22 protein-coding genes are annotated in these 24,298 nt (G+C 66.9%); 13 read left to right on the top strand and 9 right to left on the bottom strand.

From position 1 onward, the window contains the following. Positions 1-49: 49 nt before the first annotated feature. On the bottom strand, positions 50-736 hold the full coding sequence (locus ACP4XC_RS06345; RefSeq protein ID WP_427174011.1) for a Maf family protein: 687 nt from the start codon (positions 734-736) through the stop codon (positions 50-52). 128 nt (positions 737-864) lie between these two features. Between ACP4XC_RS06345 and ACP4XC_RS06350 the strand changes: the two genes are divergently transcribed. The 3 genes from ACP4XC_RS06350 to ACP4XC_RS06360 are packed head-to-tail and all read left to right on the top strand — an operon-like array spanning position 865 to position 2,740. Further along, the gene (locus ACP4XC_RS06350; protein WP_427174012.1) at positions 865-1,032 is read left to right on the top strand and encodes a hypothetical protein; all 168 of its coding nucleotides are present in this window, start codon (positions 865-867) and stop codon (positions 1,030-1,032) included. Next, a complete protein-coding gene (locus ACP4XC_RS06355) occupies positions 1,029-1,790 on the top strand; it encodes a cytochrome b N-terminal domain-containing protein (protein WP_427174013.1) in 762 nt (253 codons plus the stop codon). The genes ACP4XC_RS06350 and ACP4XC_RS06355 overlap by 4 nt, the downstream gene beginning before the upstream one ends. Then, entirely contained in the window at positions 1,787-2,740 is a 954-nt protein-coding gene (locus tag ACP4XC_RS06360) for a hypothetical protein (protein WP_427174014.1), read from the top strand. The genes ACP4XC_RS06355 and ACP4XC_RS06360 overlap by 4 nt, the downstream gene beginning before the upstream one ends. 26 nt (positions 2,741-2,766) lie before the next feature. Here ACP4XC_RS06360 and ACP4XC_RS06365 read toward each other — a convergent pair whose 3' ends face one another. Both ACP4XC_RS06365 and ACP4XC_RS06370 read right to left on the bottom strand, forming a co-directional pair. Further along, positions 2,767-5,304: an MMPL family transporter gene (locus ACP4XC_RS06365; RefSeq protein ID WP_427174015.1), complete on the bottom strand. Its 2,538-nt coding sequence runs from the start codon at positions 5,302-5,304 to the stop codon at positions 2,767-2,769. 1 nt (position 5,305) lies between these two features. Further along, on the bottom strand, positions 5,306-5,986 hold the full coding sequence (locus tag ACP4XC_RS06370; protein WP_427174016.1) for a TetR/AcrR family transcriptional regulator: 681 nt from the start codon (positions 5,984-5,986) through the stop codon (positions 5,306-5,308). Between the two features lie 190 nt (positions 5,987-6,176). On the opposite strand from ACP4XC_RS06370, the gene ACP4XC_RS06375 reads away from it, so the two are divergent. Beyond that, a complete protein-coding gene (locus ACP4XC_RS06375; RefSeq protein WP_427174017.1) occupies positions 6,177-6,728 on the top strand; it encodes a hypothetical protein in 552 nt (183 codons plus the stop codon). 141 nt (positions 6,729-6,869) lie between these two features. Here the strand turns inward: ACP4XC_RS06375 and ACP4XC_RS06380 are convergent, their stop codons facing one another. The 4 genes from ACP4XC_RS06380 to ACP4XC_RS06395 all read right to left on the bottom strand — a co-directional run bounded on the left by ACP4XC_RS06380 (position 6,870) and on the right by ACP4XC_RS06395 (position 12,071). Beyond that, on the bottom strand, positions 6,870-8,309 hold the full coding sequence (locus ACP4XC_RS06380) for a dicarboxylate/amino acid:cation symporter (protein WP_427174018.1): 1,440 nt from the start codon (positions 8,307-8,309) through the stop codon (positions 6,870-6,872). A gap of 183 nt (positions 8,310-8,492) precedes the next feature. Then, entirely contained in the window at positions 8,493-10,178 is a 1,686-nt protein-coding gene (locus tag ACP4XC_RS06385; protein ID WP_427174019.1) for a DUF885 domain-containing protein, read from the bottom strand. A gap of 61 nt (positions 10,179-10,239) precedes the next feature. After that, positions 10,240-10,482 carry an acyl-CoA carboxylase epsilon subunit gene (locus ACP4XC_RS06390; RefSeq protein ID WP_427175035.1) on the bottom strand — a complete coding sequence of 81 codons (243 nt, stop codon included), beginning with the start codon at positions 10,480-10,482 and terminating at the stop codon, positions 10,240-10,242. 5 nt (positions 10,483-10,487) lie between these two features. Beyond that, positions 10,488-12,071: an acyl-CoA carboxylase subunit beta gene (locus ACP4XC_RS06395; RefSeq protein WP_427174020.1), complete on the bottom strand. Its 1,584-nt coding sequence runs from the start codon at positions 12,069-12,071 to the stop codon at positions 10,488-10,490. A gap of 203 nt (positions 12,072-12,274) precedes the next feature. On the opposite strand from ACP4XC_RS06395, the gene ACP4XC_RS06400 reads away from it, so the two are divergent. The 9 genes from ACP4XC_RS06400 to ACP4XC_RS06440 all read left to right on the top strand — a co-directional run bounded on the left by ACP4XC_RS06400 (position 12,275) and on the right by ACP4XC_RS06440 (position 21,582). Then, complete coding sequence (locus tag ACP4XC_RS06400; protein ID WP_427174021.1) at positions 12,275-13,162, top strand: SDR family oxidoreductase; 888 nt, start codon at positions 12,275-12,277, stop codon at positions 13,160-13,162. A gap of 50 nt (positions 13,163-13,212) precedes the next feature. After that, on the top strand, positions 13,213-14,214 hold the full coding sequence (locus ACP4XC_RS06405; protein ID WP_427174022.1) for a biotin--[acetyl-CoA-carboxylase] ligase: 1,002 nt from the start codon (positions 13,213-13,215) through the stop codon (positions 14,212-14,214). Beyond that, positions 14,207-14,815 (top strand): PH domain-containing protein, encoded by a 609-nt coding sequence (locus tag ACP4XC_RS06410; RefSeq protein ID WP_427174023.1) that lies wholly within the window; start codon positions 14,207-14,209, stop codon positions 14,813-14,815. The genes ACP4XC_RS06405 and ACP4XC_RS06410 overlap by 8 nt, the downstream gene beginning before the upstream one ends. Next, the gene (locus ACP4XC_RS06415; protein ID WP_427174024.1) at positions 14,805-16,109 is read left to right on the top strand and encodes an adenylate/guanylate cyclase domain-containing protein; all 1,305 of its coding nucleotides are present in this window, start codon (positions 14,805-14,807) and stop codon (positions 16,107-16,109) included. Before ACP4XC_RS06410 ends, ACP4XC_RS06415 begins: the two co-directional genes overlap by 11 nt. Positions 16,110-16,301: 192 nt before the next feature. Then, positions 16,302-17,279 carry a PP2C family protein-serine/threonine phosphatase gene (locus ACP4XC_RS06420; protein ID WP_427174025.1) on the top strand — a complete coding sequence of 326 codons (978 nt, stop codon included), beginning with the start codon at positions 16,302-16,304 and terminating at the stop codon, positions 17,277-17,279. Positions 17,280-17,359: 80 nt separating this feature from the next. Further along, entirely contained in the window at positions 17,360-19,639 is a 2,280-nt protein-coding gene (gene ligA, locus ACP4XC_RS06425; protein ID WP_427175036.1) for an NAD-dependent DNA ligase LigA, read from the top strand. After that, positions 19,636-20,448, top strand: coding sequence for an inositol monophosphatase family protein (locus ACP4XC_RS06430; RefSeq protein ID WP_427174026.1), 813 nt, complete (start codon positions 19,636-19,638; stop codon positions 20,446-20,448). Before ligA ends, ACP4XC_RS06430 begins: the two co-directional genes overlap by 4 nt. Positions 20,449-20,655: 207 nt before the next feature. After that, positions 20,656-21,159: a GNAT family N-acetyltransferase gene (locus ACP4XC_RS06435; protein WP_427174027.1), complete on the top strand. Its 504-nt coding sequence runs from the start codon at positions 20,656-20,658 to the stop codon at positions 21,157-21,159. Positions 21,160-21,198: 39 nt separating this feature from the next. Beyond that, entirely contained in the window at positions 21,199-21,582 is a 384-nt protein-coding gene (locus ACP4XC_RS06440; RefSeq protein WP_427174028.1) for a RidA family protein, read from the top strand. Between the two features lie 288 nt (positions 21,583-21,870). Here the strand turns inward: ACP4XC_RS06440 and ACP4XC_RS06445 are convergent, their stop codons facing one another. Both ACP4XC_RS06445 and ACP4XC_RS06450 read right to left on the bottom strand, forming a co-directional pair. Beyond that, entirely contained in the window at positions 21,871-22,533 is a 663-nt protein-coding gene (locus ACP4XC_RS06445) for a response regulator (protein WP_427174029.1), read from the bottom strand. After that, positions 22,526-24,277 carry an ATP-binding protein gene (locus tag ACP4XC_RS06450; RefSeq protein WP_427174030.1) on the bottom strand — a complete coding sequence of 584 codons (1,752 nt, stop codon included), beginning with the start codon at positions 24,275-24,277 and terminating at the stop codon, positions 22,526-22,528. The genes ACP4XC_RS06445 and ACP4XC_RS06450 overlap by 8 nt, the downstream gene beginning before the upstream one ends. Positions 24,278-24,298: the final 21 nt, after the last annotated feature.

A 24,298-nucleotide genomic window follows, 5' to 3' on the forward strand; every position in this document is an offset into this window, starting at 1 on the left:
GTAAAGCGCCCGACCTTTGTAGGTAAGCTACAACCGGCTGCGTATTAGCTCACTCCGCGCGGATATCCGCCGGATCCGCCGCACCGCCGGTCCACAGATCGGTGATGCCCACCTTTGCCTGTGCCAGCAGCCCGCGGAGGGTGGAAACGGACAGTCCGACGACGGCGTGCGGGTCGCCGTCGACCTTCCGGATGAAGGCCCCGCCGTAGCCATCGATGGTGAAGGAGCCCGCGCACTGCAGCGGCTCGCCGGTGGCGATGTAGGCGTCAATCTCCGCGGCGGTCATCTCCATGAAGTGGACCTCGGCGGAGCTGACGGCCCCCAGCGTAGCGCCGGAGCCGACGTCGGCCGGGCTGTCCTCCCACGCGTCGGCATCGGTGTCGCGGCAGTCCACCAGCCAGTGTCCGGTGTGCAGCACCCCCATCCGCCCGCTCATGCGCAGCATCCGTTCCCGGGCGACGTCGGCCGTGTACGGCTTCCCATGCGCCTCGCCGTCGAACTCAAAGACCGAATCGCAGCCGAGGACCAGGGTGCCCTCGGCTTCGGGCAGGGCGGCCACGGCCTCGGCCTTGGCCCGGGCCAGGAGGAGGGCGGTGTCGTGCGGGTCGGTCACGCCGTAGCGGGCCTGCACCGCGTCCTCGTCCACGTCGGAAACGAGGACCTCATGTGCGATGCCGGCGTAGTGCAGCAGCTTGGTGCGGGCGGGGGACTGGGAGGCAAGAATGAGGCGGGTCACCGCTCCAGCCTAGTTGACCGGTGCGGTCCGGATCCGGGAACCGGCGGGATACGGGGGCGAAAGACTCTGGCTGCGGACTCCTGGCCGTGGTCGGGTTGAACCGGGTCCCATAGAGAATCGAGCATTCCATGACCGGATGGCTAGTCGCAGGCCTTGGCACGGTGGGTGCCGGAACGTATCTTGGCTGGGATGGCTTCACCATCCAGTTGGGAAACCTGATGGTGATCGTGGTGATGATCATCCTGTTTGTCCTGGCCCTGGTCCTCCCCTTTCCCGGCGGGAAGCGGCGAAAATGAGTATCCGTGCCACGCGGACTCCCGGCTCGCCGGTGGAGGACAGCGACGCCCACACCTGGACCGGGAAGGCCCGCCGGTGGCTGCTGGGGAAGCTTCCGCCGGACAAATTACTGCCGGAGGACCAGCCAAGCTATGTGATGTCCTGGGCCTATGTGTTCGGCATGGGGGCTATTGCTTCACTGCTCTGGATCATCATTTCCGGGGTGGTGCTGGGGTTGAACGGCCCCCAGTGGTATCACGTGTCGTCGCTGGGCAGCTTTGTGAACAGCACTCATTTGTGGAGCGTGGAGCTGTTCTTCATTTTCATGGTGGTCCATTTATGGCTGAAGTTCTGGATGGCGGCCTGGCGCGGGGGCCGCGTGCTGACCTGGATCACCGGGATGCTCTCCTTCGTCGTGTCCATCGTTGCGGCCTTTACCGGCTATCTGCTGCAGACGAACTTTGATTCCCAGTGGATCGCCTTCGAGGCCAAGGACGCCCTCAACGCAGTCGGAGTCGGCGCCTGGTTCAACGTGGCCAACCTCGGACAGATCTTCGTATGGCACATCACCCTGCTGCCTCTGGCCGTGGGCGCCGTGGTGATCCTGCACGTCCTGCTTGTCCGTGTCCACGGAGTGGCACCTCCGCTGGAGGCGGCAGAGGGCGACGCCCAGTTATTGCGTGAGGGTGCGGAGCCCGCCAACGCGTCCGAGTCCACCACCCTTCCGGAGTCCGCCGCCCTTCCGGAGTCCGCCGAACGCGGGGATGTGGCGCGATGACAAGGAAAAAGGCCAACACGTCCTGGCGGAAGAGGGACGATGTAGCGGGCAGGCCGTGGACAGGCAGCGTGCGCGAGTACGACCTTGTCAAGGAACTGACCATCGGTGTTATTGTGGTGGGCCTGCTTGTGCTCGCTGTATCCGCCATCTTTGGGTCACCCGATGAACCGAGCGTCAGTCTTAAGGGATGGGCAACCGCCGCCCCCGCGGATTTCGTCGCCACCGCCGCAAAAGAACTGGGCGGAACCAGTGACACCGCAGGTTACGGGCCGCCGTATAACTCCACGCCGGACGCGTCACAGAAGATCGGCCCCCTGGACCTCCAAAGCCTCGCCGGCGTCCGGCTTCCTGTCGATACGGCCAAGGATTTTGTGATTGCCCCGCTGGAGACGCTGCCGTCACCGCCGGCCGCCGTCGCCGGCTGGACTGCCGCCACGGACCAGCAACGGGCCGACTGGGCAGCTGCCTATTCCGATGCCCTCGCAGCAGCCCCTGACAACGATCCGGCCAAGGTAGCCGACGGCGACTATGGGCCGGTCCCCGCGCTGACCGGCGCGTTGCTGGACATGGCACGGCAAGGAAGTCTGGACGGCGTGCTGCAAGGTGGCGGGACCTTCTACAACATGGACTACACCCGAAGCCTCCTGTTTCTGGGAGACGGTGGTTACTTTCCGGATCTTGCGGCAAGCCAACACTTGACCGGGGACCAGTGGGGGGTGATGAACGAGACGGGCGACACCCCGGGGCAGTCCTGGCTGTGGCTCTTCTCGCTCCTCTATCAGGTGGAACCGTTCAAGTCCTCGCCAAATGCCGATGCCCTGGTGGTTGCCACAATGTTCGTGCTGACCGTGTTGCTGACACTCTTGCCGTTCATCCCGGGTCTGAGGTCGCTGCCGCGGAAGGTGCCGCTTCATCGCCTGATTTGGCGGGACTACTACCGGAATCGCTGAACCCTCCCCGAGGCCTCCATTGGTGGTTACCGGGCTGAGAGTTCCGGTTCGGCAGGCTCGTCCGCGGCCGGTGCTGCCTGCTTCCGGAGCTTGGCGCCTTCAACGTCAACGTCCGGCAGGATGCGGTCCAGCCAGCGCGGCAGCCACCAGGCCTTCTCGCGTAGCAGGTACATCACGGCGGGAACAATCGTCATCCGGACCACGAACGCGTCCACCAGCACGCCGAACGCCATGGCGAAACCGAGCGGCCGGACCATGTTCAGATGCGAGAAGACGAAGCCGGAGAACACGCTGACCATGATGATCGCGGCGGCGGCGACCACCGCCGCGGCGTGGCTGAAGCCCGAGCGGACCGCGTGCCTGGCTGTTTCGCCGTGCATATAGGACTCACGCATTCCGGAGGCGATGAACACCTGGTAGTCCATGGCCAGGCCGAACAGCACCCCGATCAGGATGATCGGCAGGAAGCTGAGCACCGCGCCCGGGTTCTCGACGCCGAAGACAGCGCCCAGCCAGCCCCACTGGTAGACCGCCACCACTCCGCCGAACGCGGCGGCGAGCGAGAGCAGGAAGCCGCCGGTGGCCAGCAGTGGCACCACAATCGAGCGGAACACGAGCAGGAGCAGGATCAGCGAGAGTCCCACCACGATCGCCAGGTAGGGGGGAAGGGCGTCGCCGAGCTTGGCGGAGACGTCCACATTGGCGGCGGTCTGGCCGGTCAGGCCGATGCTGACGCCGGTGGCGTCCGCGATCCTGGCCTTCTCCGCGCGCAGTTCGGAGACCACCTGGACGGTGCTGGCGCTGGCTGGACCCTCCTTCGGGATGACCTGGAACACCGCGGTGCGGCGGTCATCACTCAGGACCACCGGCACCGCCGCGGTCACGTTCCCGGTCTTGCCGAGGATGTCCGCAACGTCGAGCTGCTTGGCCTGGGCCTCGGCTTCGCTGAGCCCGGCCGGAAGGCTGCCCACAACGACGATCGGGCCGGTTACGCCCTCGCCAAAGCTGCGCTTGGTGACGTCGTAAGCCTTGAATGCTTGGGAGGCAACGGGCTCGGAGCCGGCGTCAGGCAGGGCGAGCCGGAGCTGGCTGGCGGGCAGCGCGACCACTCCGAGCAGCAGGACCCCGGCCAGCAAAGAGAGCCAGGGGTGCCTCGTGACGAGTCCGCCCCAGCCATGGCTGCTGCGGTATTCGTCCTTGGAGCGGTCCTCGGTCTCGTGGCCGGGCTCGGCGTTGTGCCGCTCCGCCTTGGCCCATGCCCGCTTGGAGATCAGCTTCCGGCCCACCAGGGACAGGATGGCCGGGGTCAGGGTCAAAGCCACGAGGACCGAGGCGGCCACCGTGGCGGCCGCGGAGAGGCCCAGCACTTCAAGGAACGGCAGCCCCGGAACCACGAGGGCGGCGAGGGCGATGATGACGGTGAGGCCGGCAAAGAGCACGGCGTTGCCGGAGGTGCCGGTGGCCAGGGCCACCGACTCCTCGCCGTCCATGCCCGCCAGTAGTTGGCCGCGGTGGCGGTTGACGATAAAGAGCGAGTAGTCGATGCCTACTGCGAGGCCGAGCATGAGAGCCAGCATGGGAGAGATGGAGCTCATATCGACGGCGCCGCTGAGGGCGAAGGTTCCACCTACCCCAACTCCGACGCCGACGACGGCCATCAGCAGCGGAAGCCCTGCGGCAACCAGGGTTCCGAGCATGATGATCAGGACCATGGCTGCGACGGCCACGCCGACGATCTCGGCGGTGCCGAAGACCTCTGAGACATCCTCGCTGATTTCCTTGCTGGGCAGCGCAGTGACGTTCGCGGAGGAGACCTCCTTGGCGATGTCCTGGACTTCCTGGCGGACCGCGGGGGTCAGGCCGTAGAGGGAAGTCTTGAACTGGACCTGGGCAACCGCAGCCTTGCCGTCCCCGGACACGAAGCGGATGCCCTTGGAGGCCTCCAGCTGGCGTTTTCCGAGGGCGAGCCGGGCATTGCCGGCCTCGAGTTCCTTGGCCCCGGCATCGAGCTTTGCCTGGCTCGCGGCGAGGGCGGCCTTCTGCTGGCCGAGCTGGGCATCGATCGCGGCGGCGGGCAGCCCCGCGGCTGTCATCTGCCGTTCGGCGGCGGCCAGCCTGGCCTTGCCGTCGGCGAGCTGGGCCGCGGCCGCGTCCAACTGGGCTTTTCCGGCGGCGCTTTGCTGCTCGCCGCCGGCGAGGTCCACGGCGGCCTTGTCCAGCTGGGCCTGGGTGGCGAACGGATCTACCGTTCCCTGGACCTCCGGAATGGTCTTCAGCTTAGTCAGTACGGCGGACACAGCCTCCTTGCCTGCCTGGCTGAACCGGGCATCATTGGCTTCGAACACGATGCTGGCCGAGCCACCCGAGGAAGCGGGGAGATCCTTCTTAAGCTTGTCCGCCATCTGCTGGGTTTCGCTGCCCGGAATCTGGAAGTTATTGGACAGTGTGCCGTGGAAGGCGGCAGCGGCACCTCCGACGGCAATCATCACGGCGAGCCACAGGGAAATGACGAGCCAGCGGTGGCGGTAAGAGAATTTCCCGAGGCGGTACAGGAACAGGGCCATGTCAGAGCCGATCTGTGGAGGGGGTGGCGGGGGACGTGAAGCCTGAGCCGAGGAGGCCCATGGCTTTGATCAGGAGCTGGCGGAGGGCGGACAGGGAATCGGCCGAGAGGTCCGCCCCGCAACGGGCGAACCACACGTCCATGGCGGCTTTGCCGCAGGAAATGATGGACCCGGCCAGGGCGCGAAGATACAGCTCGTCCACCTCCCCGCCGGTTACGAGGGCGAGGCGTTCGCGGGCCGCGTCGATGATTTCGGCGGTGCAGTGGTCCCAGGCTTCCAATTCGGACCGCACGAGCTGGGGGCTTCCCTGGCTCAGGCTGTATAGCTCGGCCATGGGGGCCACCGTCATGGGGTCGGCCAGTTCCACGAGGGCGGCGCGTGCCGACACCAGGATGGGCTCGGCCGCCGGACGCAGCCGGAACTGCTGCAGCGCCGTCTCGAGGAAGCCGAAGGTCACTGACGCGATGGCGGCTTCGGTGCTGCCGAAATAGTTGAAGAACGTCCGCCGCGAAACCCCGGCGGCGTCCGCTATCTCCTCCACGGTGAAGTTGCCCAGCCCCTTGCGGCGGAGGAGTGTCAAGGCGGCCTCCGTGATCGACTGCCGTGTGGCGGCCTTGTTCAGTTCGCGCCGTGACGGGGCGGTTGGCGGCGGAACCGGATGGCGCGCGGGGGAGGCAGGCATGTTGCTTACACTATGTGCATTTTTACACTCCGTGCAAGTTTTTCGCCATGGAGGGACGGCGGCTTCACAGGAAGATCAAAGGCTTCGGACAGCTCTTCCCGATCCTGGCCCGGCAGAATGGAAGCGTGTCTCGAGAGAGACCTATCACCAAGAACAGCCGTCACGGCACGGCAGATCCAGGAGACAGTACATGTCACGCACGAAGAGAATCACCCTCGGCCTTTCGGCCACGGCTCTGGCCGTTGGCGCTGGCCTCGGAATTGCCGGCATGGCCTCCGCAACCACAACGCCCACTCCCACGCCCAGCGCCTCCGCGAACAGCACCGCGCCCGCCGACGGGCATGGCATGCACGGCGGCCACGGGCGGGGCGGGGACATGATGGGGGCGAAAGCGAAGGAGCTGGCCGCCAAGCTGGGCGTGGACGAGGCGAAGGTCGCCGACGCCCTGAAGGCGTTCCGCGACGCCAACAAGCCCTCCACTCCGCCTGCTGAAGGTAAGAAGCCGGACCGCGCCGCAATGGATGCGGCCCTCGCGAAGTCCCTCGCATCCTCGCTCGGCATCGACGAATCCAAGGTCAGTACCGCGCTCGAGGAACTCCGCACCCAGGCCCGGACGGACCGTGCCGCGGCACTGAAGACCCGACTGGACAAGGCAGTCACGGACAAGACGCTGACCCAGGCCGAGGCCGACGCCGTGACCAAGGCCGTCGAAAAGGGCGTGATCGGCGGCGGCCGCCGGTAACTCTGCCGATTCGCGGGCGTCCCGGGAGTGGTCCGGGCACCGGCGGGAGAACTGATGGAAGGGCCCAAATGAAGAAGTCCCCGGGGATAATCCCGGGGACTTCTTCACAGAAGGGTGCAGCTGGCGGCTATGGGGCTGTGGTTAGGCCTTCGCACCGGCAAGCTCGCGGCTTTCCGGCGATACTGCCTGTACCTGCTCATGTGCAACGGCGGCAGGGGACCCGGCGTCGTCCGCGAAGGGATCGCCATTGCGCGGTGCGTTGTAGAGCGCTTCGTCGAGGATGCCCTGTCGCTTGGCGACGATCGCCGGCACCAACGCCTGTCCGGCCACGTTGACTGCCGTCCGGCCCATGTCCAGGATGGGGTCGATCGCCAGCAGGAGTCCGACGCCGGCCAGGGGCAGGCCCAGCGTGGACAACGTCAGAGTGAGCATAACCACGGCGCCGGTGGTCCCCGCCGTGGCAGCCGAGCCAAGCACGGACACGAGGGCGATCAGCACATACTGGCTGACGTCGAGCTGAATGCCGAAGAACTGTGCCACGAAAATGGCCGCGATGGCCGGGTAAATGGCTGCGCAGCCGTCCATCTTGGTGGTGGCACCCAGCGGCACGGCGAAGGAGGCGTAAGCGCGGGGTACGCCGAGGTTCCGTTCCGCGACACGCTGGGTCAGGGGAAGGGTGCCGATCGAGGAACGGGAAACGAACGCCAGCTGCACGGCCGGCCACACGCCGGAGAAGTACTGCCTGACGGAAAGCCCGTGGGAGCGGACCAGTACCGGATAGACCACGAACAGAACGAGCGCCAGTCCGATGTAGATGGCCACAGTGAACTTGCCCAGGGATCCGATGGTGTCCCAGCCGTAGACCGCCACAGCGTTGCCAATCAGGCCCACGGTGCCCAGGGGGGCGATGCGGATGATCCACCAGAGGACCTTCTGGATGACGGCCAGGGCCGAGGCGTTGAGCTTGAGGAACGGTTCGGCTTGTGCGCCCACCTTGAGCGCTGCCACGCCGACGGCGATGGCGACCACCAGGATCTGGAGGACGTTGAAGCTCACGGCCGTGGTGGCCACGCCGTCGGTGAGGGTGGTGCTGGCGCCGAGGCCCAGGAAGTTCTTGGGGAACAGGCCAACCAGGAAAGCCCACCAGTCACCGGATTTGCCGGCGTACTTGGCCTGCTGGGTGATCCCTGTGTTGGCGCCGGGCTGCAGCAGCACGCCCAGTCCGATGCCGATCAGCACGGCGATCAGTGAGGTGATCGCGAACCAGAGCAGCGTGTTCCAGGCCAGCCGGGCGGCGTTGGAGACGGCGCGCAGGTTGGAGATGGAGCTGACGACGGCCGTGAAAATCAGCGGGACCACGGCGGTCTGCAGCAGCGAAACGTAGCTGGAGCCGACGGTCTGCAAGGTGGCGCCGAGGCCGTTGGGGCTCGCCTTGGTGCTGCCCGTGTACTTGGCCAGGAGGCCGAGGCCCAGGCCCACGATCAGGGCGGCGATGATCTGGAAGCCGAACGAGCCGGCCCAGTTGGGCAGCCTGAATCCGGGCCGTCCTGCGGGGGAGGGGGTGCTTGTCTGAGTGCTCACCCGAACACGCTAGGACCGCCTCACGTACCACCGCGAACGCACATTGAGAAATGTTACGGGAATAAGTGCGCGCCCCGCCCATGATTTCCCCGGCGTACGGCGTATCCAGGCGGTTTTATGAAGTTATTCCCGAATGCAGTGTGGCCATTGTCTCCGAGCTCCGGTCCGGCAGCGGCCGAGGACTTACCCCAGCAATGCACGCTTCAGGGTGTCCAGGCCGACGGACCCGATGTTCAGGGCCTTGGTGTGGAAAGCCTTGAGGTCGAACCCGGGGCGGGCTTCGAGTTCGGCGCGGATCTGCTCCCAGAGCCGCTGCCCCACCTTGTACGAAGGCGCCTGGCCGGGCCAGCCCAAATACCGGGCGAATTCGAATTGCAGCTGGCCCGCGCTGATCTCCAGGTTTGCCTTAAGGAATTCGAAACCTTGATCCGGCGTCCAGGTGCCGGAGCCCCAGCGCTCCGGGACCTCCAGTTCCAGGTGCACGCCGATATCGAACACCACCCGGGCGGCACGCATCCGCTGCATGTCCAGCATCCCCATGTGGTCGCCGGGGTCTTTCAGATACCCCAGCTCCTGCATCAGCTTTTCGGCATAGAGCGCCCAGCCCTCGCCGTGGCCGGAAGTCCAGCAGACGCTGCGCCGCCACTTGTTCAGGAGTTCCCGGCGGTAGATCGCCGTGGCAATCTGCAAATGGTGCCCGGGAACGCCCTCGTGATAGACCGTGGTGGTTTCCGCCCAGGTGGTGAAGGTGTCCTCGCCGGCGGGCACAGACCACCACATGCGCCCGGGCCTGCTGAAGTCGTCCGACGGGCTGGTGTAATAAATGCCGCCCTCATCAGTGGGCGCGATCAGGCATTCGAGCCTCTTCATGACCTCCGGGATCTCGAAGTGCACTCCGGCGAGATCGGTCAGCGCCTTGTCGGAGAGGCCCTGCATCCAGGCCTTGAGGGCGTCTGTGCCTTTCAGCTGCCGTGCCGGGTCACTGTTCAGGATCTCCTTGGCTTGCCGGACGGACGCGCCCGGGCGGATCTCGGAAGCCACGCGTTCCTGTTCGGAAATGAGGCGCTCCAGCTCCTGGACACCCCATGCATAGGTTTCGTCGAGGTCCACGGTGGCGCCAAGGAAGGCGCGCGACGCCAGCGCATAGCGTTCCCTTCCCACGGCGTCCCTGGCCGGGGCTGCATCCAGGAGTTCCCCCGCCAGAAAAGCGGCAAGCTTTGCGTACGCGCCGCGCGCGGCGGCAGCGCCGTCGTCGAGCTTCGCCTGCAGTTCCGCGGAAAGCGGTCCTTCGGTGGTCTTGGCCCCGGCGGCCAGCTTGGCGAAGAAACCGTCGTCCGAGGCGTGCTTGGTGCTTTGTTCGATCACGAGGGACACCTGGCGCGCGGCGGCAACCTTGCCCTGGTCCCTGGCCCACCTGAGCGATTCGATGTAGCCGTCAATGGCCCCGGGAACACTGTGGGCCCGGCCTGCGATGTGCTCCCAGTGCCCGGAGGTGTCGGTGGGCATCAGGTCGAAGATGCTCCGGATGTCCTGCGCCGGGGAGGAGATGTTGTTCAGCTCGGCGGCGTCCCAGCCGGAGTCGTGGATTTCCAGCTGCAGGCCCAGGCGCTCGCGCATCGCATCGAGGGTGACGGCGTCCACGTCATCCTCCGGCGCCAGGCCATTGAGCGCGGCAAGGGTATTCCGCGCTGCGGCAGCGAATGCCTGGATACCCGCCGGTGAGAAGTCCTGGAACTCGGTCTCGTGCCCGGCCACCCCGAGAGTGGTGGCGAGGCTTGGATTGAGCCCGATAAGGGTCTCGGTGAAGTCATCGGCAACGGCGTCAATGGCGGTGCGCGGGCGCAACGGGGCAGTGGAGTCGGTAGTCACCCCACGAGACTAGCGGCGCCGACGCCGTTGTGAAAGGCTTCCGCCTCGGCACCCGGAGAGGTCAGCCCTGGCTTCGCTTCCAAGCTCCCGGCCCGGGGGTCGGCGCCAGCCGCAGCTGCTGCCGGCGTACCCAGTGGCGGACGCTCGGCTTCGCCTCCTCTTCGGTCCCGGCGGACTCCAGGGAGAGCACGACGGCGGCCAATGCTGCCAGTTCCTCGGCTGTGGGGTCTCCCTTGATCACGGCAAACAGGGATTCGGCAGGTGCCGCCGCCGGGGCATCGCTTGGCCCACCCACGGGCTCCACCTCGCTCACAGCGGGATGTTTCCGTGTTTCTTGGCCGGCAGGCTGGCGCGTTTGTCGCGCAGGGCACGGAGGCCCTTGATGATCTGCACCCGGGTCTCGGAGGGAGCGATCACGGCGTCCACATACCCGAGTTGGGCGGCCTGGTAGGGGTTGAGCAGCTCTTCCTCGTACTGCCGGATGACCTCTGCGCGCTTGGCCTCGACGTCGCCGCCGGCCTCGGCCACGGCGGCCAGTTCGCGGCGGTAGAGGATGTTGACGGCGCCCTGGGCGCCCATGACGCCGATCTGCGCGGTGGGCCAGGCCAGGTTGAGGTCGGCGCCGAGCTTCTTGGAGCCCATCACGATGTACGCCCCGCCGTAGGCCTTGCGGGTGATCACGGTCAGCTTCGGCACGGTGGCCTCGGCGTAGGCATAGAGCAGCTTGGCGCCGCGGCGGATGATGCCCTGGAACTCCTGGTCCTTGCCCGGCAGGAACCCCGGCACGTCAACCAGCGTGATGATGGGGATGTTGAAGGCGTCGCAGTGGCGCACGAAGCGGGCGGCCTTCTCCGAGGCGGCGATGTCCAGGGTGCCGGCGAACTGCATCGGCTGGTTGGCCACGATGCCCACCGTGTGGCCCTCGACGCGGCCGTAGCCGATGATGACGTTCGGCGCGTACAGCGACTGCATCTCCAGGAAGTGCGCGTCGTCGACGATCTGCTCGATCAGCTTGCGCATGTCGTACGGCTGGTTGGCGGAGTCCGGGATCAGCGCATCGAGCGCGAGGTCGTCCTCGTCGAGCTCCAATTCCTGCTGGTGCTCCAGGACAGGGGCCTCCGCGAGGTTGTTGGAGGGGAGGAAATCCAGCAGTTCGCGCACGAACTCGATGGCGTCGGATTCGTCGGACGCAAGGTAGGTGGAGGTTCCCGTGGTGGCATTGTGCTGCCGTGCCCCGCCGAGGGTTTCCATGTCCACGTCCTCGCCCGTGACGGTCTTGATGACGTCCGGGCCGGTGATGAACATGTGCGAGGTCTTGTCCACCATGACCACGTAGTCGGTGAGGGCGGGGGAGTAGGCCGCGCCGCCGGCGGAGGGGCCCATGATGAGGGAGATCTGCGGGACCACGCCCGAGGCGTGCACGTTGTTGCGGAAGATGTCCGCGAACATGGCCAGTGAGGCCACGCCTTCCTGGATGCGGGCGCCACCGCCGTCAAGGATGCCCACCACGGGGCAGCCGTTGCGCAGCGCGAATTCCTGCACCTTGACGATCTTTTCGCCGTTGACCTGGCTCAGCGAGCCGCCGTACACGGTGAAGTCCTGGCTGTAAACGGCCACCGGGCGGCCGTCCACGGTGCCGTAGCCGGAGACCAAGCCGTCGCCGAGGGGCTTCTTCTTCTCCATTCCGAAGGCGGTGGACCGGTGCACGGCCAGCGCGTCGAATTCAACGAAGGAGCCTGCATCCAGCAGCATGTCGATGCGCTCACGGGCGGTGTGCTTTCCACGCGCGTGCTGCTTCTCGATAGCCTCGGGGCCGGACGGCTGCTCCGCGCGCGCCTGGCGGTCGCGGAAGTCTGCAATCTTTCCCGCGGTCGTGGTCAGATCGTGGCTCATCAAGTGTCTCCGGCTCTGTAGCTGATAGTCGCTGGCCCTGAGTCGGCGGATTAAGTAGCTTCCGCACAAAAATTGGGCCCTGCTGGCTAGTCTAGTGACGCAATTGACCCGGACCGCTGTAGAAAACCTACAATTTTCGGGCGCCGGGGCACCGCGCCCGATATGTTACCCGCGAGTAACATGCTTCGGTTAGAGTGTTCGGTATGACTTCAAGCAACGACGCTTCCGGCACCGCTCCGGGCCCGTACCAGTCCGCGGCCTCCCTCCAGGGACGCACCATCCTGATGTCCGGCGGCAGCCGCGGCATCGGCCTTGCCATCGCCGTCCGAGCGGCCCGCGACGGCGCCAACGTCGTGTTGTTGGCCAAGACAGGCGAGCCGCACGCCAAGCTTGAGGGCACTGTCTACAGTGCGGCCGAACAGGTGGAGGCAGCCGGCGGCCAGGCCCTCCCCATAGTGGGGGACGTGCGCAATGACGACGACGTCGCCGGCGCGGTGGCCGCCGCCGTCGAACGCTTTGGCGGGATCGACATCCTCATCAATAATGCGTCCGCGATCGACCTGTCCAAGACCGATGCCGTGGACATGAAACGCTACGACCTGATGCAGGACATCAACGTCCGCGGCACGTTCCTGATGTCCAAACTCGCGCTGCCGGCCCTGCGGAAATCCACAGCCGGCCATATCCTGACTCTTTCCCCGCCCCTGAACCTGGACCCCAAGTGGGCCGGCCTGCACCTGGCCTACACCATGGCAAAGTACGGGATGAGCCTGACCACCCTGGGGCTGGCGGAAGAGCTCAAGGGGGATGGCATCAGCGTGAATTCACTCTGGCCGTGCACGTTGATCGACACCGCGGCCATCCGGAATATGCCGGGTGGTGAAAATATCGTCAAGGGCGCGCGGGGCCCGGAGATCATGGCCGATGCGGCGCACGCCGTGCTGACCGGGAGCAACTCTCCGGCGCCGGGCGCGGGCAGCGGCAACTTTTACACCGACGAGCAGGTGCTCGCCGGTGCCGGCGTTTCCGATTTCTCGCCGTACAGCCTCGGCGCCCCGGAGGGCCGGCTGGTTCCTGACATTTTCCTCTGAGAACAGGATCGGCAGCAGCCGGGCAGGCGGCGACTCGGTAGGATTCAACTATGGACGCCTCACAGCCTGCCGACGGCCAGGAACCGATCAACTCTTCCGCCCGGGAACCTGAAACGGCAGCGGAGCCGGCCCCGCACCACGTCGTCCGGGAGGGCCTCGACAGGGCCTCGCTGTCCAGTGGGGACTTCCTCTCGGCCACGGGAATCCCGCGGATAGTGGTGGTCGATTCGACGGGGTCCACCAACGCCGACCTGCTTGAGGGCGTGGCCGCGGATCCCGGCGCGTGGCCGGACCTCTCCGTGCTGACCGCCGAGTACCAAACCGCGGCCCGTGGCAGGCTGGACCGGCGGTGGGAAGCGCCGCCGCTCAGCTCCGTCTCCGTTTCGGTGGTCCTCCGTCCGGCCAACGCTGAGGGGCGTCCGCTCCCAACCCACACCTACTCCTGGTTTTCCCTGCTTGCGGCACTGGCCCTGCGTGAGGCGCTTCTTGAAACGGCTGGCATTCCGGCCGAGCTCAAATGGCCCAATGATGTGCTGGTCCGAGGTCACAAGATCGCAGGAATCCTGGCTCAGATGGGGTCGATGGGGGACGGTTCCGTGCCCGCCGTCGTGCTCGGCACCGGCCTCAACGTGACACTCACGGCGTCGGAGCTGCCGGTTCCCACAGCCACGTCGGTGCTGCTGGAGAATGCCCGGACGGTGGACCGGACGGTCCTGCTCAAGAGCTACCTGTCCAGGTTCGCCGCGCTGTACCGCAGTTTCTGCAACGCCGACGGCGACCCTACTGCCGGACTTGCGGGCGGCCCTTCGCTGCACAAGCGCGTCGAGGCCGTGATGACCACCCTTGGCAAGCAGGTGCGGGCCCAGCTCCCGGGGGACCACGAAATCATCGGCCATGCCACGCGGCTGGATGAATACGGCTCGCTCCTGGTGGTTGACGCAGCCTCCCATGAGCACGTGGTGACGGCCGGCGACGTGGTTCACCTCCGGCCGTGGACACCGCCCGGCGCGGCGGGCGCCGTGCCGGGGACCGCCGAAAGCGGTTATGCGTAAAGACCTCCAACCGGGGGAACAAGTCATTGTGGTAACCCGCCCGCAGCCGCGGAAGCTGATTTTTCCGGTAGCGGTGTTCATCCTCGTCCCTGCCGTGGGAGCCTTTGCCAGTGCGTGGATCGTGCGCGGAGAACCGGCGCGGCTGTTTCCGCTGATTAGCAAGGAGTGGACATTCTGGCTTGTCGCAGCGTGCGTCGCAGCGGTTGCGTGGATACTCTTGGGGTACTGCCTGCCCCGCGTGCTGAGGTGGCAGGCCACCCGTTACGTCCTGACGAACCGGCGAATAGTTGCCCGCTACGGCATGCTGCGCAGGCGGGACCAGCAGATTTCGCTGGTGTCCATTCGTCACGTGGGTGTCAGCCAATCGCTACTGCAACGCATATTTCGGTCAGGGAATATATCCTTGGATACCGGCCATGGTGAGGATTCGGTGGTTCCGGATGTTCCCGAAGTATTAAGGTTCCGGAACTTCGTGCTAGAGGCCATGGACGACCTCCCGCCCGGCGTGGTCCCCGAAGCGGACGGCTGGATGGACCCGGGCGGCGATGCTGCCCGGCACGAGACATGGCACATGAGAGAAGGTGGAAGAGATGAACGCTGAGAACGCCCAGCCAGTGCATGAGGCGGATACCTCTGAGCTGGCCTCTCCGCCGGACGCCGTCGTGGAAACAGCCACCCTCGAAGCCGCCGTGCTCGAGACCGGGCCGTCCACTGATCCCTCGCTGGCCACCCCGCTGCTCCGCGAGCCAGGCGTGGAAAATCCTGTCCTGCGGACTGCCGTGGCCGACCCGCCGTCCGCGGGTTCCTCGCCCGCCGGCGCACCTTCCGCGGCGGTTCCGCCCACCGGAAGCATTTCCGCGGAACGGCTCGCGGCAAAAGCGCTGGAAACCAGGCTGCTGGGCGGGGAACGCAAGCTGCGCCGCCGCGAAGTGGCGGCCGGGGCAGGGTTGTCGCTGCTGTCCGCACGGAAACTTTGGCGTGCCTTGGGGTTCCCCAATCTTGGTGACGAGGACGTCGCTTTCACCGAACGCGACCAAGCGGCCCTGTCCACCGTGGTTGACCTCGTGCGGACGGGGACGCTGACCGAGGAGGCTGCCATCTCGGTCACCAGGGCCATCGGCCAGATGACTGACCGCATGGTGGTGTGGCAGGTGGAAGCCCTCGTGGAAGACATGGTCCACCAACAGGGCATTCCCGACGCCGTGGCCCGCAAGCAGCTGGTCGGCCAACTCCCGGCACTGGTGGATGCGCTGGAGGAAGTGCTCGTGTACTCATGGCGCCGCCAGCTCAACGCCGCCGTCCAGCGGCTGGCCGTCCGCGCCGAGGCCGGCCTCCAGGCAAGCGAGGAAGGGCGCGAGGGCGACGAGGACGACGCACCGCTGCCGCTGGCCCGCGCGGTGGGATTCGCCGACCTGGTTTCGTACACCAGCCTGTCCCGGCGGATGAACGAAAAAACACTGGCGCAGCTGGTGCAGCGCTTCGAGAACAAGTGTGCCGAGATCATCTCCGTTGGTGGCGGCAGGCTGGTCAAGACGGTGGGCGACGAAGTGCTCTACATTGCCGAGACGCCCGCGGCCGGTGCCGAGATTTCCCTTGCCTTATCCCAGGCGTTCACGGAGGACGAGATCCTGCCCGAAGCCCGGGTGGCCATGGTCTGGGGCCGGATCCTCTCGCGGCTGGGCGACATCTACGGGCCGACCGTCAATCTTGCCGCGCGCCTGACAGCGCTCGCGGACCCGGGGGCGGTGCTGGTGGATTCCATGACAGCGGCCGCGCTTGAGGAGGACGAACGCTTTGTGCTGATCCCCCAGCCGGCCGAACAGGTGCGTGGCTTCGGCGAGATCCACCCCGTGCTGCTGCGGCGCGGCAGCGGCAAGGGCCTGATTCTGGACTGACGGCCCCGGGCGGCGGGTGCCGCGCACGGCGGCGTGATTCCCGGTAGTATCCCCCTAGCGCAGGGGCGGAGATAGTCCGGCCGGCTAAACACAGGGGGGTGCCGGTATGGCAAAAAATCTGGATGTGGTTCCCACGGCGGGGGCCGTTGCCGCCGGGCACCGGCGTGGCCGCACCCTCCACCTGAGGCAGGCATGAATTCCGGCCCGGCTGCCGCCACTTTCCACGCGGGCCGAGGGCCCGGCCCCCAACTGAGCTGCGGCTACGGAACCGACAGGGGGTTGCGCCGGGAACTCAATGAGGACTCTTTTATCGCGTCTGATCCCGTCTTCGCGGTTGCGGATGGCATGGGCGGACACGAAGCCGGGGAAGTCGCCAGCGGAATCTGCGTCCGCACGCTGGCCGGGATGCCGCAGTTGGCCACCGGCGAACGCACCGCAAGCGCCGCCGCCGTGCAGCAGTATCTGGAGATCGCCGACGAGCGCATCCGTGCGGCCACCGGATCCCGGGCCGGGACCACCTTGTCCGGTGTGGTGGTGGTGGAGCAGATGGGTGTTCCGTACTGGCTGGTCATGAACATCGGCGATTCACGCACGTACCTGCTTAGCCGTGGCGGGTTCTCGCAAATCAGCGTCGACCATTCGGAGGTGCAGGAACTGGTGGAGGCCGGCGAGATCACGCCGGAGGAGGCCGCGGTCCACCCGCGCCGGCACGTGGTGACCCGCGCTTTGGGCACCGGAGACGAAACCGAGGCGGACTACTGGCTGCTGCCCATCGAAGAGGGCGACCGGATAATGATCTGCTCGGATGGTCTCAACGGGGAACTGACTGATGATGACATGTTCCGCGTCCTGAGCACTGTGGCCGATCCGCAGGAGGCCGTGGATGCATTGATCCAGGCGGCCCTCCGAAGCGGCGGGCGGGACAACGTGACGGTGATTGTGGTGGACGCCAGGAACGTGACGAACGACGTCGACACTGCCACCGCTGAATCGCGACGCGCTGCAGGGGCAGGGGACCAGGACGCCGCGCCCCGGATCCACACCGCTGACGGAACCGCCGTCACCGGTGCAGCCGCCGACACCCCGGAAGCCCCCCACGAGACGGATGGCGCGAACGGCGCCGGGGATGCGCGGCCGCACCAGGTCAACCGGACATTGTCAGCGGTGTAGGGCAAGATAGGTCTGTGAGTACAGGGAATACCGCACAGGGTAAAGCACAGGACGGCGCTGCCGGCGCGGCCACTGAGGAGTTGGTTCCCTCCGACGCGGTGCGCGCTGAGTACGAGGATCTGGTTGAGCAGGTGCGCAGGCACCGCTTCGCCTACTACCAGGAGGACGCGCCCATCATTTCCGACGCCGAGTTCGATGAGCTCTACCGGCGGCTGGAAACGATTGAGGCCATGCACCCTGAGCTCGTGGCCAACGATTCCCCCACACAGGAAGTGGGCGGCGAAGTGTCCGCCGCGTTTGCCGCCGTCGAGCACCTGCAGCGGATGTACAGCCTGGAGGATGTCTTTTCGCTCGAAGAGCTCGAGGCCTGGATCCTCAAGGCCGAGGCCTCCATCGCCAAGCTCGGCAACGGCACACCGCCGCCGGCCTGGCTTACCGAGCTCAAGATCGACGGCCTGGCCGTGAACCTGCTCTACCGCGACGGCGTCCTGGTCCGCGCCGCCACCCGTGGCGACGGCACCACCGGCGAGGACATCACCCACAACGTCCTGACCATCAAGGAGATCCCGCAGCAGCTCAGCGGCGCGGGCTTTCCCGCCGAAATGGAGGTCCGCGGCGAGGTCTTCATCCCGTCCAAGGCCTTCGCCGAATTCAACGCCGCGCTGATTGAGGCGGGCAAGGCGCCACTGGCCAACCCGCGCAATGCGGCCGCCGGCTCGCTGCGCCAGAAGGATCCGGCGGAAACCGCCAAGCGTCCGTTGCGGATGTACGTCCACGGCATCGGCGCCCGGGAAGGCTTGAATACGGCCAGCCAGTCCGATACTTACCGGCAACTGAGCGGGTGGGGGCTGCCCACCAGTCCGTACTTCGAAGTCCTGGGCGGACTGCAGGAAGTGCTCGAATTCATCAGACGCTACGGAGACAAGCGGCACAGCCTCACGCACGAGATCGACGGCATCGTGGTGAAGGTGGATGATTTCGCCACCCAACGCGCCCTCGGCTACACCACGCGGGTACCGCGCTGGGCCGTGGCGTACAAGTATCCGCCCGAGGAAGTGCACACGAAGCTGCTGGACATCGCAGTCAACGTCGGCCGGACGGGCCGCGTCACACCGTATGGCGTGATGGAACCGGTCAAGGTGGCCGGCTCCACAGTGGAAATGGCCACGCTGCACAACCAGGAAGTCGTCAAGGCCAAGGGTGTGAAAATCGGCGACATCGTGGTGCTCCGCAAGGCCGGGGACGTTATTCCCGAAATCGTCGGGCCGGTCCTGGCCCTGCGGGACCAACAGGATCCGCCCGTGCGCGACTTCGTGATGCCCACGGAATGCCCCGCCTGCGGCACGCCCCTCGCGCCGGCAAAGGAGGGGGACGTGGACATCCGGTGCCCCAACTCGCGTTCCTGCCCGGCACAGCTGCGCGAACGGGTCTTCCACCTGGCTGGCCGAGGCGCCTTCGACATCGAAGCCCTTGGCTGGGAGGCCGCCATCGCGCTGACCCAGCCGGCGGAGCCGGAAGTCCCCCCGGTGACCACCGAGGCAACACTGTTCCGGCTCACGCCCGAAGACCTCGCCCCTGTCCGCATCCGGCGCGAAAAGCGCTCCAAAGGTGTTGCCACGGGTGAATTCGAGCTGGTGCCGTACTTCTACAGCAAGGGCACGGCGAAAAACCCGTCCAAGCCGACGGCCACCACCGAGAAGCTCTTCAAGGAGTTGGAGAAAGCGAAGACGCAGCCGCTCTGGCGCGTCCTGGTGGCGCTGTCCATCCGGCACGTGGGGCCGCGCGCTTCGCGGGCGCTGGCCACCGCGTTCGGCAGCATGGACGCCATCCGCCAGGCCTCCGAGGAGGAACTGGCCCACGTCGACGGCGTGGGGCCGGTCATCGCGGTGGCGCTCAAGGAATGGTTCGCCGAGGACTGGCACCGTGAGATCGTGGACACCTGGGCAGCCGACGGCGTGCGGATGGCCGATGAACGCGACGAGTCCACCCCCCGTACCCTCGAAGGGCTCACCATCGTGGTCACCGGCAGCCTGGAGGGCTTCAGCCGGGACGAGGCCAAGGAGGCGATCCTGGTGCGCGGCGGGAAGGCGGCCGGGTCGGTGTCGAAGAAAACCGACTACGTGGTGGCCGGTGAGAACGCGGGTACCAAGCTGGACAAGGCCGAACAGCTCGGGGTTCCGGTCCTGGATGAGGACGGCTTCCGCGCCCTGCTGGCCAACGGACCAGCTTCGGGCGCGGGCGAAAGCGCCGGCGCAACTGCCGGTCCCGAAGCAGGTGCCGGCCCGGCCGAAGAGGAACTGCCGGACACCGACGAGCTGGATGAGGAACTCGAAGTCCACCCCGGGGGTTCGCCGGCATGAGCGTTGATCCGGCTCCCTTCCTCGCGGTGGCCAGGTGGGCTGCGGCGGCAGGAGCGGCCGTGCTGTCCACCCGGAATGGCGCGGCCCTGGACGTCAGCAACAAGGGCGCCGCCGGGGACTGGGTGACGGCGTTCGACCTCGCGGCCGAGAACGCCGTGCGCGAGGTCATCTCCCGGGAACGTCCCAAGGATGCCATCACCGGGGAAGAACAGGGCACGGTTCGGAGGGAACAGCCCAGTGGCTTCCGCTGGTCCATCGACCCGCTGGACGGCACTACCAACTTCATCCGGAACATTGTCTACTACGGCACTTCGGTGGCAGTGGCGGACTCCGACGGCGTCTGGCTCGCCGGCGTCGTTCATGCCCCGGCCTTGGGCCGGGTCTACTACGCTTCACGCGGGCATGGGGCCTGGCTGGAGGAGCGGGGGCATCGGACCCAGCTCAGCGGCCCGGTACCGGGACGCGCCGGCCAGATCCTCGCCACCGGTTTCAGCTACGATCCCGCCGTGCGGGCGGAGCAGGCCGCGGCCCTTGGCGGTTTCATGGACGGCTTCGCCGATGTCCGCAGGCTGGGATCCGCGGCGCTGGACCTCTGCCTGGTGGCCGACGGAACCCACGACGCCTATGGCGAGCGTGGACTCAACGAACACGACTTCGCCGCCGGTGCCTTGATCGCCGAGGAAGCCGGTTGCTGGGTCCGCAGGCCGCGGCTTACCAGCCCCCTGGACGGCGGCCCTTCGGACGACGAGCGCCTCGCGGCCTGGACCTGCGCGGGGACGCTGGAGCTGTCCGGAAAGTTCCCGCTCTGATCCCTGCGGGGCTCCCAGCGCAGGGTCGTGTGCCCGGGCGCGCATCCGTGTGGGCCGCCCGACTGTTCCACACCTTGCCAGCCGCGGCGGGGGCAATGTGCCTGGACTTCCGGTTGCGCCTGGACTGGTTGCGCCTGGACTGATAGCTCGGTCACGGAAAATGCTCTTTCGCGGGCCCGGCGATGCTGCCGCGACTAGCATGGGTAAGTGCATTCGCAGATACTCATTCGCCCCGCTGTTTCGGCAGATTACGACGCCGTCGCCCGCATCACGCGGGACTCCTACCTGGCCGCGGGCTATTTTGCGAGTGCGGACCACCCCTACATGGTTCAGGTCCAGGATGTCGCCCGGCGGGCCGCCGAGGCAGTCATCTGGGTCGCCGAGCGTGCCGGCCGGATCGTGGGGTCGGTGACTCTTGCGGTCGCCGGAGAGCCCTTTTCCGACATCGCCTTGGCCGACGAACTTGAATTCCGCATGCTTGTGGTGGACCCCGCCGTCCAGCGCAGCGGCGCGGGAAAGGCCATGGTTGAGGCCATCGTGGACCATGCGAAGTCGCTCCCGGGCATCAACGCCGTGGCTTTGACCACCGGAAGCACCTGGGAAAGCGCACATGGGCTGTACCGCAAAACCGGCTTCAAGCGCGCCCCCGAGCGCGACTGGTTCGTCCCGAACACCGACATAAAACTGCTGGTTTACCGGCTCGACGTCTAGCCGCCCTAAAGTGGTGCCGACTCCAGCGAAAGGCACACTATGCGCAAGACATTCGGCACCGGCTCTGTCTGGGAACAGGCCCTGGGATATTCCCGCGCCGTCCAGGTGGACAACACCCTCTACATTTCCGCCACCGCTGCCAGCGGTGAGGACGGAACCGTCGGCGCGGACTTTTACACGCAAACCAGATTCATTCTGGAAAAGCTCGGCGCCGTGCTGGCGGATGCGGGCTTCGGATTCGCCGACGTGGTGCAGTCCAAGCTGTACCTCACGGACATCAGCAAGTGGGAGGACGCGGGCCGCGCCCATGGCGAGGTGTTCGGCGACATCAGGCCCACCCTGTCCCTGGTCCACGTTTTGCCGTTCCTGGATCCCAATATGCTCGTGGAGATCGAACTCGTGGCCCAGAAGAGCTTGGGCTAACTCCCGACACGGCAGCGCGAGCGGACACTTGAGCCCGGACGCAGCGGCGCGATCGGACGCTTGAGCCTGGACGCAGCCGCGCGAGCGGGCACTTGAGCCCGGACGCAGCAGCGCGAGCGGACATTTGAGCCCCGACACGGCAGCGCGAGCGGACATTTGAGCCCCGACACGGCAGCGCGAGCGGACACTTGAGCCCGGGTGTGGGAGCTTAAGTGTCCGTTCGCGCTCAGTCCGCTCTCAGCACGACGACAGCGGACGCGCCCGCTGGTGCTTAAGTGTCCGTTCGCGCTAGGTGGCGGTGAGGCCGTAACGGTGTTCCGGCCGGCCTGTCGTTCCGTAGCGCAGCTGGATCTCGACCGCGCCGTCGTCGGCCAGCGAGGACAGGTACCGCTGGGCGGTGGCCCGGGAAACCCCCACCCGGCCGGCCACCTCGGCCGCCGAATACTGTTCCCCCGGCTCCAGTGATTCCAGCACTGCAGCCTCGGTGGCGGAGCGCGGCCGGGCGGACGGCGTCACGTCCCCTGGAATGAGCGCGCGTTTGGCCCGCTCCACGGTGTCCTGGTTGACGGCACCGGGCTGGGCCAGGATCCGGCGGTACCGGGCGTAGGAGCGCAGTTGCTGGGACAGTGATTCAGCGGTGAAGGGCTTCAGCAGATACCCGAGCGCGCCGCGTCGGAAGGCCAGCTGCAGGGACACGGCATCCGATGCCGCACTCAGGATCATGGTGTCGACATCGAGCTGGCGCAGCAGGTCCAGGCCGGAACCGTCCGGCAGGTACACATCCAGGAGCACCAGGTCCGGGCGCAGGCTGTGGATGGCTTGCAGCGCCTGGGATGCCGAGCCCGCCGGGGGAAGGGCCAGGAAGCCCGCCACCGAATCGACGTATGCCGCGTGCAGTTTAGCCACATGGAAGTCGTCGTCCACGATCAGCACCCTGAAATCCTCAGCCACGGTGGTCCTTCTTCCGTTGTCCGTCCCGCTGGTTCTCCTGCAGCGACTGTTCCTTCGCCGGGGGATGCGCCGGGTCGCCGGCCGTGGTGCGGGGCAGGGTTGCCATAAAGACGGCCCCGGGACCGCCGGGGGAGCCGGTTTCGAGGACGCGGACGTCGCCGCCGCGCCGGCGTGCCAGCTGGCGCGCCAAAGCCAGGCCCAGGCCCTGGCCGGCGCCGGCCCTCGCGGGCCGTTCCGACGTCGTGAATCCCTCCGTGAACACCGCCTCGGGGTCCGCGGACAACAGTCCGTCCCCGGAATCCGCGACGACGATGTGAAGGGTGCCGCCGTCGGAATCCAGTTCATCCAGTAGCTCAACTTCCACCCAGCGCTCGGGTGCCGAGCCCGCAACGGCGGCATTGACGGCATTGTCGATCAGGTTTCCCAGCACGGTGGTGACGTCCTGGGGCTCAATGACGTGCCCGCGCACCAGTGTTTCGGGGCCAATACGCAGGTTCACTCCACGTTCGTCCGCCTCCACTCCCTTTGCCCCCACGAAGGCCTGCAGGTAGGGGTCCTGAAGCAGCTCAACCTGGTCCACTGGGAACTTCAGCGGCCCCGTGGCGGCGAGCCGCCCCAGATACTCCCGTGCCTGCTGGTGCTGCCCGATGCTCATAAAACCGGCGATGGTGTGCAAGTGGTTGGCGAACTCGTGACGCTGGGCACGCAACGCCGCGGACATGGTTCCCACGGCATCCAGTTGGCGGGTCAGATGCTGCAGTTCGGTGCGGTCGCGAAGCATCACCACCCAGCCCAGGTCCTCCTGGCGGTGCAACGCCTTGCGTGCGCTGGCAACCAGGACGCGGCCGCCGGCAATGATTTCCACGGCGTCGCCTTCACTGGCGTCGGGCTCGGTGAGGGCCTTCAGCTGTGCCGGCACCGGGGCCTGCGCCCACGCGGTCCCCGTAAGGCCCGGCTGTCCGAGAAGCCGCTGCGCCGCGGCGTTGAAGACGCTGATCCGCCCGTCGGCCGAGACGCCCACCACGCCGTCGTCCACGCCCTGCAGGACGGCGACCTGATCGTGGACCAGCGTGCTGATTTCCTCAGGCTCCAGGCCCAGGGTCAGCCGCTGCAGCCTTCGCCGCAGGAGGAAGGAGGCCAGGATTCCGGCGAGCAGAGCGCCGGCCGCCGTCATGGCAATGGGGGCGATGTCCCGGGCCAGGCTTTGGACGACGCTCTCGGTCGAATACCCCACGCTCACTTCGCCCACCACGGTGTCCGAACCCGGAGCGAACACGGGGACCTTGGCTCCCGCCGAGGGCCCCAGGGTGCCGGTGTTGCGGGTGGTGACCTCCTTGCCCGCCAGGGCATCGGAGGGATCGGTGCTGACTTTTTCGCCCAGCCGCTCTGCGTCCGGGTGGGCCAGCCGGAGGCCTGTCTCATCCGTGATCACCACAAACAGCGCCCCGGTGCGGGTCCTGGCGCCCTCGGCCACCGCCATCAGGGGGCCCTTGAGCAGCGCTGCGGGCGGGGGAGTTCCGGCCTCGCCGCTGATGGCCTGCACCTCGGCACGCACAGCGGGATCCGAGGCCACCGTCCGGGCCAGGGTGAGAGCCTGGTTTTCGGCTTCGCGGCCCAGCCGTTCATAGCTCAGCCACGCATGGACTGCGCCGCTGAGCAGAACCACCAGCAGAACCACGGCGAGCTGGAGCAGCAGGGTCTGGGTGGAAAACCTCAAGGGCTTACGGGCCGCGGGGCGCTTCATGGCCCTCCTCGGGCGGTTGAG

The sequence above is a fragment of the Arthrobacter sp. 92 genome (genome assembly GCF_050260325.1).
Classification (GTDB): domain Bacteria; phylum Actinomycetota; class Actinomycetes; order Actinomycetales; family Micrococcaceae; genus Arthrobacter.